Annotated in this window: 8 protein-coding genes and 1 riboswitch; of the genes, 3 read left to right on the top strand and 5 right to left on the bottom strand. The window is 42.7% G+C overall.

The features are described 5' to 3' along the window. Positions 1-1,000: hypothetical protein (locus ACLTL4_RS09990; RefSeq protein WP_412320485.1), on the bottom strand; the 1,000-nt coding region annotated here is incomplete at its 3' end. A 185-nt stretch (positions 1,001-1,185) separates the two neighbouring features. Between ACLTL4_RS09990 and ACLTL4_RS09995 the strand changes: the two genes are divergently transcribed. Continuing rightward, positions 1,186-2,772: an extracellular solute-binding protein gene (locus ACLTL4_RS09995; RefSeq protein ID WP_412320486.1), complete on the top strand. Its 1,587-nt coding sequence runs from the start codon at positions 1,186-1,188 to the stop codon at positions 2,770-2,772. 91 nt (positions 2,773-2,863) lie between these two features. After that, positions 2,864-2,973, top strand: a riboswitch (TPP riboswitch). After that, positions 2,964-4,274 (top strand): phosphomethylpyrimidine synthase ThiC, encoded by a 1,311-nt coding sequence (gene thiC / locus ACLTL4_RS10000; protein ID WP_147633010.1) that lies wholly within the window; start codon positions 2,964-2,966, stop codon positions 4,272-4,274. It overlaps the preceding riboswitch by 10 nt. A 174-nt stretch (positions 4,275-4,448) precedes the next feature. Here thiC and ACLTL4_RS10005 read toward each other — a convergent pair whose 3' ends face one another. Together ACLTL4_RS10005 and ACLTL4_RS10010 are read right to left on the bottom strand one after the other, a co-directional pair. Next, positions 4,449-5,627, bottom strand: coding sequence for a cation diffusion facilitator family transporter (locus ACLTL4_RS10005; protein WP_173898692.1), 1,179 nt, complete (start codon positions 5,625-5,627; stop codon positions 4,449-4,451). Positions 5,628-5,780: 153 nt separating this feature from the next. Further along, positions 5,781-7,370, bottom strand: a complete 1,590-nt coding sequence (locus ACLTL4_RS10010; protein WP_173896193.1) for a DEAD/DEAH box helicase — start codon at positions 7,368-7,370, stop codon at positions 5,781-5,783. A gap of 580 nt (positions 7,371-7,950) precedes the next feature. Here ACLTL4_RS10010 and trhA point away from each other — a divergent pair. After that, positions 7,951-8,601, top strand: a complete 651-nt coding sequence (trhA, locus tag ACLTL4_RS10015; protein WP_147633013.1) for a PAQR family membrane homeostasis protein TrhA — start codon at positions 7,951-7,953, stop codon at positions 8,599-8,601. A gap of 66 nt (positions 8,602-8,667) precedes the next feature. Here the strand turns inward: trhA and ACLTL4_RS10020 are convergent, their stop codons facing one another. Next, positions 8,668-8,973 (bottom strand): GIY-YIG nuclease family protein, encoded by a 306-nt coding sequence (locus ACLTL4_RS10020; RefSeq protein ID WP_173866047.1) that lies wholly within the window; start codon positions 8,971-8,973, stop codon positions 8,668-8,670. A gap of 415 nt (positions 8,974-9,388) precedes the next feature. Beyond that, positions 9,389-10,195, bottom strand: coding sequence for a peptidoglycan DD-metalloendopeptidase family protein (locus tag ACLTL4_RS10025; protein ID WP_022117911.1), 807 nt, complete (start codon positions 10,193-10,195; stop codon positions 9,389-9,391). Between the last annotated feature and the right edge of the window lie 214 nt (positions 10,196-10,409).

Genomic DNA, 10,409 nt, shown 5'->3' on the forward strand with positions numbered 1-10,409 from the left:
TTGCATATGGAAAATTTTTGACCGCACCTGTCAGATATTTTTCCAATTCCCTGCATTCCCGGGTCTCTTCTTTCCTTTTAACTTTTTTCGAAAGTTTTTTGTTATCACTGATCAGATTTCCCACCGGGACATAAGTTTTTTTTGAAAAATACCAGGAACCGATAACCGCCACGCTGATCAGCATAAGAAGTTCTGCCGTTAGAATCATTGCAAAACGTCTCAGTTCTCCATAAAACAAGGTATTCGGAACATACATATCGCAGTTCCATTGAAACATACTCATCTGTTTTTCTACTTTTATGTATCCGTTTTTCTGATTTTCTTCCAATTTTCTGCTGTAAATAACATTTTCTTTTTCCGGCGTTTCAATATAAATACAGTTTTCTGCTCCTGGATCGCCGATCAGACGGCTTCCGCTGTACTCTGCGAAAATAACGGCAATGCGATTATTCTGCGTGTCATTGACCGGACGGAAAAACCAGATTTGATTATCTGATAAAACCTGATAAGATTTTTGATTTTCTTCTGTCATCCAACAATAAAAATCCTGTGCAGTGATACCATACTGTCGGCAGAAAAAGCTGATATCCTCTTTTCCTTCCCGACGCTGCGAATTGGAAGAAAGAATGGAATCGCTCTTCAGAAAATAGATATGCAGATTCTGACAGAGATTGTTCTGTACATTCAATTCTGACATTGTATTTTTCAGTTTCATGGAATCTAAAATCTGCTGTGGTGAAAAATTTCCTTCTATCAATGCAATATCATCCAAACCACCACTGACGGCAAGCGTATCACACAACTGATATGACAGCCGAATATTATTTTCAATCTTCCCCACAACTTCTCTCATACGCAATGCAGCTGAATTTCGTATTTCTTTCTGCACATAAAAGATCGAACTGCTGTAACCGATGATCGTAACTGTGAGCATTGCCAGGCATAATACCAGATAAGAAATCAAAATAGAACGAAAAGTAAGTGATTTTCCTGTTTTCATAAGTTTTTATCTCCTGCTCTTTACAAAAAGATTTCTTCTCATTTCTTTTAATATAATGTCTGTCTTTTTGTTTTGCAAGGAAATTTATGATTCTTTCTTTTTTGCTGATGATTTTTTTCCTGAGTATTTACTTTTTACTTCCAACACAGTAAACTAAAAATAAAGCTTATTATCTGGAGGAAATTATGAAACACAAGTATAGGAATTACTATTTCCCGGTACTGATCTGTATTGTTTTCTGTCTGTGCATTTTTCTTGTCCGACACGTTTTTTCTGTCAGGACACAAACAAATGCTTCTCTTCCGGTTACAGAAGTCAGACAGAGTTTTTCTTTTTTGAATACCATTGATTCTGAACTTTCAGAGCTCTGCGACGGAGATCTGAATAATACTGCCTTTTTCCAGGAACTGGAAAACAGAACGAACATCCATATTGACTGGATCACTTCTTTATCCAATCTGCAGATTCAAAACCGTTTTGAGCAAAACAGCGATTCCGTACCGGATTTGATCGGTGCCGGAAATTTTTCATCCATCTATGGGAATATTTCTGCGGATGATGCGATCGCTCAGGGGGACATCTGTGATCTGACGGAACTGGTTCCAAAATATGCACCGAATTACTATAAGATCATTCAGCAAAAGGACATAAAAGATATCGCCTACACGGATTCCGGTCGAATTGCAGCTGTTTATTCTATAAAACAAAACTCGCAAAAACCATGGTGTGGTCTTCAGATTCGAAAAGACTGGCTGGATGAACTGGGGCTTGAGATTCCTGTCACTTATGATGACTGGGAAACGGTTCTCACTGCATTTAAAGAAAAGAAAGGAGCCACAGCCCCATTATGGATTTCATACAATGCTTATGCACAGGATGAAAGTCTGAATGCCGGTTTTGGAGTCAGTTATGATTTTTTTCAAATGGACGGCAAGGTCTTTTATGGACCTGCCAGGCAGGGATGGAAGGATTATCTCACTTTAATGAACCGTTGGTATCAGAAAGGTCTGATAGATGTTGATTATATGACAGGCAACTCGATTTATGCAGACAGTAAAATGATCGCCGGCGGCACTTCCGGTGCATGGTTTGGTATGTATACCATGCCTTCTGATCTTTCTGCAAAAGATCAGAATATTAAGGTTATTGCTGTTTCTCCGCCCAAATTAAACGAACATGATACGCTGCACATACAGAAAAAATACAGCATCAGTGATAATATGTTTTACATCTCTTCCGAATGCGAACATCCTGAAATTGTTCTGAAGTGGATTGACTATTTATTTTCTGATGAAGGTTCCCGCTTTGCAAGCTACGGAACAGAAGGTAAAACCTATACCCTTGATAAAGATCAGAATCCTGTTTTCACCGATCTGATCTTGCATAATTCTGATGGACTGACTTTTTATCAGGCATTGAAAAACTATACGCTGGCTCCCGGCCTGCCTTCTGCTTATATTGACTGGAAACGGGAACTTCAGTGTGTGCCTCCTTCCAGTGCTGTTATGTGCGATGTATGGGCTTCCACGGATACTTCATATATGCTTCCGGTCAGTCTGAGTTTTACATCTGAAGAACGTACCAGACTGTCTCAAATAATGACGAACGTCAATTCCTGTATGTATGCATACACAACTGCTTTCATTACCGGGATCAAATCTTTTGATAATTACGAAGAATATTTGAACACCCTGAAAAAAAACAAGATCGATGAAGCTGTTCAAATATATCAGAATGCTTATGATCGCTATCTTGCAAAACATTCTTCCTGATCCTGCAAGAAACACTTGCACACATCATACACAGGTGTTAGAATTTATTAGCGATTCGCATAAACGCAGGATGAATCTATATGCGAAACCAACATAAACCAGGGGGAGCTGACGGAAGTCGGCTGAGAGGAAACGTGTTCCCGTTTCGACCCATTACCTGATTTGGATAATGCCAACGGAGGAAAAAAGAGATGAGAAATTACACAACTCAGATGGATGCAGCCCGCAAGGGAATTGTAACACCGGAAATCGAAACTGTAGCAAAAAAAGAAAACATGGATGTTGATAAGTTAATGAAACTTGTCGCTGAAGGCAAGGTCGCAATCTGTGCCAACAAAAATCATAAATGCTTAAGTGCAGAGGGTGTCGGCAGTATGCTGCGTACCAAGATCAATGTCAACCTCGGCGTATCTCGTGACTGCAAGGATTATGATATCGAAATGCAGAAGGTTATGAGTGCCGTTGACCTCGGTGCGGAAGCGATCATGGATCTTTCCAGTCACGGCAACACACAGCCATTCCGTCAGAAACTGACAAGTGAATGTCCGGTTATGATCGGTACGGTTCCTGTTTATGACAGCGTGATCCATTACCAGAGAGATCTGGCTACACTGACTGCAAAGGATTTTATCGATGTTATCCGTATGCATGCAGAAGACGGTGTAGACTTTGTAACGCTGCACTGCGGTATTACACGCAAAACCATCGAACAGATCAAAAAGCACAAACGTAAAATGAATATCGTAAGCCGTGGAGGAAGCCTCGTATTTGCATGGATGTCCATGACCGGCGAAGAGAATCCATTCTATGAATATTATGATGAAATCCTGGATATCTGTGAAGAATATGACGTGACCATTTCTCTTGGCGATGCATGCCGTCCTGGATGCCTTGCCGATGCAACCGATGTATGTCAGATTGAAGAACTGGTTCGTCTCGGAGAACTGACAAAACGTGCATGGGATCACAATGTACAGGTTATGGTAGAAGGTCCTGGCCATGTGCCGCTGGATCAGGTTGCCGCCAACATGAAGGTACAGCAGAGTATCTGCATGGGTGCTCCTTTTTATGTACTTGGTCCTCTTGTAACCGACATTGCTCCGGGATATGACCATATCACTGCAGCGATCGGAGGTGCAGTTGCCGCTATGAACGGTGCTGCTTTCCTTTGCTATGTTACACCGGCTGAACACCTGGCTCTGCCGAATGTGGAGGATACCAAGCAGGGTATCATCGCTTCCAAGATCGCAGCTCACGCAGCGGATATTGCGAAGGGTATTCCGGGAGCAAGAGACATCGATGACCGCATGGCTGCTGCCCGCCAGAAACTGGACTGGGATGCACAGTATGCATGTGCCCTTGACCCAGAAACTGCAAAAGCGATCCGTGACAGCAGAAGCCCGGAAGATGACCACAGCGATACTTGCAGTATGTGCGGTAAATTCTGTGCCGTAAGAAGCATGAACAAAGCACTTGCCGGAGAATACATTGATATTCTTTAAGACAGAAAATGCCCGGGTCAAAAGACCTTTTGATTCAAGAATGCCTCTGGCATTCTTGTTGCTCGCCGCCTACAGAGGCGGGAGTCACCTCACATCTGATGTATAACACAAAAGCGAATCTCGGATATTGTATCCTTGATTCGCTTTTTTATTGCTTTTTATTTGTTATTTTATTTATTCTTCCGGTGCTTCAAAGCTGTGATCTACGGTGATCACACAGGTTGCACCAGCTTCCATTTCTGAGATCAACTGCATCAGCTGATGCAATACACGGTCGGTATCTTTCTGTGTATATTCTGCCGGGACAAGAAGATCAAAGATCAGATTGACCGGCGTTGTTTTCACCAGTCGGAAATCGTGAAAACTCAGTTTGCTGTCTAACGCTTTGATGATATGTTCCGTCTTTTCTTTTAACCGAAGTACTTCCGCATCGTGCAGCTCGACCGGATCCATATGGATCACCAAGGTGATATTCAGCTCTTTTCCGACTTCCCGCTCAATACGGTCAATGATTGCATGGGATACTTCAATATTCACATCGTTCGGCACCTCTGCATGAATGGTTGCCATTCCCTGATTTGGTCCGTAATTATGCACGATCAGATCATGCGTTCCGACAATACCATCATAGGATTCTACCATCTGTGAAATTTTCTGATACAATTCTGCCGGAACCCTCTGTCCGATCAGCGGCTCCAGTGTGTCTTTTGCAATTGAAAATCCGGACCAGATGACAAGCAATGATACGATCAGTCCTGCGATCGCATCAATATTTACGTTTGCAACATAACAGATCAAAATAGAAACAACGGTCGCACTTGTCGTAATGACATCTCCGAGGGAATCTGCCGCAGTTGCCAGCATGACTTTTGAATCTATTTTTTTACCAAGTTTTCTATTGAATGCTGCCATCCACAATTTCACGAGGATTGACAGGATCAGGATCAGAAACGGCACCAGGTCAAACGTGATATCTTCCGGATGCATCAGCTTGCCTGCTGACGTTTTGAAAAAAGTAAATCCAACCTCAATGACCAGAAACGATACGATCAGTGCTGCAATGTATTCAATTCTTCCATGACCGAACGGATGCTCCGCATCTGCCGGTTTCCCTGCCATTTTTACCCCGATAAAACTGATGATCGATGATGCCGCATCGGATAAGTTATTAAACGCATCTGCCGTGACTGCCAGAGAATGCATCAGCGTACCGATGATTAACTTTGCCGCAAACAGAAATACATTACAGAAAATACCAACGACACTGGCAAGAATCCCATACCGGGTACGCACCTCCGTTGATTCTGTGTTTTCACTGTCTCTTACAAACCTGCGAACTAAAAAATCTGTCATACCTTCCTGAAAACCCCTTTTGATTTAAATTCCAGATTCAAGAATGTCTCTGGATGACCCGCCGTTTATAACGGCGAGAACCACTGCACTTCTGATATCATTCTCACTATTATATTGAAATCCTCTGAAAAAATCAATATCTGTCCGCTTTTTTTATCTTCCGTTTGCAGGCTCTACGTTAATTGTTTTTCCTTTAATTTTGGTGTTTTTCATGGCACGGAGTACATCAGCCGCATTTTCACGCGGAACTTCAACGAATGTATATTTGTCATACATATCGATCGTTCCGACCAGTTTTCCCGGAATACCGGATTCTCCTGCAACTGCCCCGAGAATATCGCCCGGGCGTACTTTCTGCTTTTTACCAATGTTGATGAAGAGACGTACCATGCCTGCTTCTGCCCCGGTATCACCGAAATCTTCCATATGCCCACGGTCATTATTCTGGTCATTTTCACCCAGTGCCTGTTTCAGAAATGCTGCCGCAATGTCCATCGCTGTGTAGTCTTCTTCGTTAAGTTTCTGTTCGATGATACGTGTCATGCGGTTTAAGTCTTCGTTTTTAATGATATGGTCGATCTCATCCAGCACTTTTTCCAGACGGATGGCTGTAATATCATTCAGAGACGGAATTGGCTGTGCGTAGATTTTTGTCTTACAGTAACGCTGGATGTCTTTCAGCTTATAAACTTCACGTCCTACAACAAACGTAAATGCCTTTCCGACACGACCGGCACGACCGGTACGGCCGATACGGTGCACATAAAATTCATCATCCTGCGGCACATCATAATTAAACACTGCCTCTACATCATCTACATCAATACCACGGGCTGCCACATCGGTGGCGATCAGGATCTCTGTTTTGCCGCTGCGGAAGCCTTTCATAACACGGTCTCTCTGGCTCTGCTTCATATCTCCATGCAGACCTTCCGCAAAATATCCCCGTCCTTTCAGTGCCTCTGTCAGCTCATCCACACGTTTTTTTGTATTGCAGAATACAAGGGAGAGCTTTGGATTGTACATATCCAGAAGTCTTGAGAGAACTTCTTCTTTGTTCTTCTGTTTTACTTCATAATAGTACTGGTCGATATTTTTTACGGTCAGTTCTTTCTTTACGACACGAACCAGAACAGCATCTTTCTGATAATTTTTCGTGATGTCCATGATCGGCTTCGGCATGGTCGCAGAAAAGAGAACCGTCTGACGCTCTTCCGGTGCATCTTTCAAAATCGTCTCGATATCCTCACGGAATCCCATGTTCAGCATCTCATCTGCTTCATCCAGCACGATCGTGTGAAGGTTGTCGAAACGTAAGGTACGACGGCGAAGATGATCCATCACTCGGCCCGGTGTTCCGATCACAAGCTGCACACCACCTTTTAAGGAACGGATCTGTTTTCCGATATCCTGTCCGCCGTATACCGGAAGGATCTTGATGCCATGCATAAACTTGCTCAGTCTGCGGATCTCATCTGCTACCTGGATTGCCAGTTCTCTTGTCGGACACAGAATGATTGCCTGCAGTTTCCGGTTCTTCGGATCGATCTTCTGAAGAAGTGGAATACCAAAAGCTGCTGTTTTTCCGGTACCTGTCTGTGCCTGACCGATTACGTCATGTCCGGCCATCACTTCTGGAATCGCTTTTGCCTGGATCGGGCTTGGCTCTTCAAATCCCATCTCTGTAATAGCTCGAAGAATCTTCGGGTCAAGTCCAAGTGTATCAAATTTTATGATTTCCATATATTAAATCCTTTCTTTCTGTTGCAAATACCCTTTTATTTCAAATCTCACTGACATAACGCTCCTCACTGCTCAGTGTTTCATGCACTTACAGCTACAAAATACTTATATGTTCATATAATGACGTCGGAGGCAAAAGTCCCCAACTATATTTGAAAAACAAGGCATAAAAATACCGCCTCTTTATTTATCTAATGTGAGGCGGAAGAGTAACAATTCACATATGCCAGTCATTTTAACATATCCCGTTTTGAAATTCAACTGTTCATTTTAATTTGAAACCAGACACATATTTGAGCAACATGCAATTCCTGCAAACAATGCTTCGCATTATCCTCTGTAAATTTCTGCACAGCCCGGACTGATTATTAGCTATTGTAAAAACAGGGTTGCATTTTTTATGTTTTCGGTATAATATACATATAACTACACATAGTATTCAAAACTACATGTAACGGTTTTTATTTCAATATTCATTTTATATTGCTTTCAAGTCATGAGGTATGATCACGAATATCTGAAAATTGCTCTCACAATTCTGTCATCTGACTTGAATCATGTTTCAAAGGAGGTATTCACTATGTTAGAAAAAATCAAAGATCCCGGAAGTGCGATCACACACTTCATTGGTATGCTGATGGCAATGTTTGCCGCCACACCGCTGATCATCAAATCTCTGCATGAGCCGGATTATATCCATGTGATTTCCCTGACTGTTTTTATTGTGAGTATGATCCTACTCTATGCGGCAAGCACGATCTACCATACTTTAAATCTTTCAGAAAGAACAAATCGTATTCTCCGCAAGTTAGACCACAGTATGATCTTTGTACTGATTGCCGGAAGCTACACACCAATCTGCCTGATCGTTTTGAAAGGTCCGGTCGGATATTTCCTGTTCGCTCTTGTCTGGGCAATCGCACTGATCGGCATTATCGTAAAAATCTGCTGGATCACCTGTCCGAAATGGTTTTCTTCTGTGCTTTATATCAGCATGGGCTGGGTCTGCGTACTGGCTTTCACACAGATTGTCAATTCGCTCTCTCCGGCAGCTTTTGGATGGCTCCTGGCAGGCGGTATCATTTACACTGTCGGCGGCATCATTTATGCTTTGAAAGTTCCGCTGTTCGATGCAAAGCACAAAAATTTCGGCTCACATGAGATCTTCCATCTGTTCGTGATGGCAGGAAGTGCATGCCACTTTATTCTTATGTATGTTTATATCGCTTAATGACTGTGAAATCATTTCGATTATTCAAAAATGCCTCTGGCATTCTTGCCGAAAAAGGATAAAATTTCAGAGGTTCTGATTTTGCTCAGAGCCTCTTTCTGTATCCTGAGAACCTTTTTGCTGCATATTTTTTTCTTTGATCAGGTTTTCTTTTTCTTTTCTCGTCAGCTGTTTGATCGCATATTCCCGCTTCATTGCTTCTTGTTTTCCCTGAAATTCCTCATAATAGACCAGTGTGACCGGTCTGCGGTTCCTCGTATATTTTGCACCGGATTTCCCGCCGTTATGGGCTTTGAGACGCTTGTCCAGATCATTTGTCCAACCGGTATAATACGTGCCGTCACTGCACTTTAAAATATAAGTGTAACACATACTTTCCATTCACTTTCAACTGTTTCATATCTTCGCATTTTGACATGCTCCTGCCTCTGATACAAATCGCTTGCTCTCTTCCATCAGAAACGCGAGTCATCTCACATCTTGTATATGTAAAGCGGAGGATTTCCCCCGCATTATTTCAAGCAATCGGCAAAGCGGTATATTTTCAACTAAGACAAATTTGTTGCTCGCCACTTATAGAAGTGGAAGTCTTCTCCGACTAAGATAAAACCTGTAAAATGAATCCGATTGCAAATATTGTATGCTGCGTGCAGCTCCTTACGGATACCGTATAGCCTAATATAGTATACGCTTTCTCTCACTTTTTGTGAATCATCTTTCTTTTTGATGTCAAAACGGCTTTTGTACAAGCACATCGTAGTTTCAGGCTTTTGACCCTGGCATCATATTATTCCAGATACAGAAACGGATCTTCTGCTGCTCCGTCTTTTTCCATAGCAAAATATAGATTTGTGCCTTCTTTGCAGTAGTATTTGGTCGGCTGTGCCACGTATCCTAAAAGTTGTCCTCTCTCGACTACATCGCCTTCTGCTACGGCTACATTCTCAAGCTGGCCGTAGATCAGCGTGTACTGATCTCCGAGATTCATGCGGATCGTTGTTCCTGTTTCATCATTTGTTGTGATGGAATCAACGATTCCTTTTGCCGCAGATACGACCTGTGCCCCTTCTTCCGCCCCGAAGATCAGTGCCGGATTATATTTATACTGATCCAGCGTTGCAAAATACACGGTAGAATCCATGCTGTAGTCCATGAGCACTTTGCCGGCTACCGGCCACTGAAGTTCCTGTGTGGACGCAAAGCTGACCGTCGGACTGACCACTGCGTTGACCTGTCCGGAGGAAACTTTTTCGGTCTCCATGCCTTCTGTCTCTGCTTCCGTTTCCTGCCCGGCTGTTTCCTGTTCTGCCCTTATCTGACGATTGCCGCCTGCCAGTGATTTCGGATCAACATCCATCTCATTTGCCTGAGAAGCCAGATTTGCTTCCGCTTCTGATGAAATCACCGCCTCAGCTTCTGTTTCGACAGGACTTTCATTCAGATCCACCATATGCTCTTTTGCCGGTTCCTGTGCCGTATCCGACAGATCAACAGCATAGTAGGTCGTTGCCGCAGCCGCCCCTACAAGACATAAAGTCAGAACCAACATCGCACCTTTTTTTCGCGTAAACCATTTTCCATCCTTCTTCTGCATATCCCTTCACCTCATAAATTCAGATTTGCAACCAAACAGTTACCTTATTCTCATTTTTTCCGATTTTGGGTTTTTTATGCGAAGTGAATATGAAAGAAACTATATTTCTATGATGTTCTTTCTTTTTTTTTCAAGTCGAACGCACGTGAGACTTGGCACGCGATTCTGGTCAGCTTTGCTGACATTTACCCAACAGAATCGCTGTGCATTCTCG

The sequence above is a fragment of the Hominisplanchenecus sp. genome (genome assembly GCF_046967715.1).
GTDB classification, from domain to species: domain Bacteria; phylum Bacillota; class Clostridia; order Lachnospirales; family Lachnospiraceae; genus Hominisplanchenecus; species Hominisplanchenecus faecis.

Excerpts from the sequence above, each read along its gene's own strand:
- ACLTL4_RS09995 (WP_412320486.1), top strand. The coding sequence starts at position 1,186 with ATGAAACACAAGTATAGGAATTACTATTTCCCGGTACTGATCTGTATT.
- thiC (WP_147633010.1), top strand. The coding sequence starts at position 2,964 with ATGAGAAATTACACAACTCAGATGGATGCAGCCCGCAAGGGAATTGTA.
- ACLTL4_RS10005 (WP_173898692.1), bottom strand. The coding sequence starts at position 5,627 with ATGACAGATTTTTTAGTTCGCAGGTTTGTAAGAGACAGTGAAAACACA.
- ACLTL4_RS10010 (WP_173896193.1), bottom strand. The coding sequence starts at position 7,370 with ATGGAAATCATAAAATTTGATACACTTGGACTTGACCCGAAGATTCTT.
- trhA (WP_147633013.1), top strand. The coding sequence starts at position 7,951 with ATGTTAGAAAAAATCAAAGATCCCGGAAGTGCGATCACACACTTCATT.
- ACLTL4_RS10020 (WP_173866047.1), bottom strand. The coding sequence starts at position 8,973 with ATGTGTTACACTTATATTTTAAAGTGCAGTGACGGCACGTATTATACC.
- ACLTL4_RS10025 (WP_022117911.1), bottom strand. The coding sequence starts at position 10,195 with ATGCAGAAGAAGGATGGAAAATGGTTTACGCGAAAAAAAGGTGCGATG.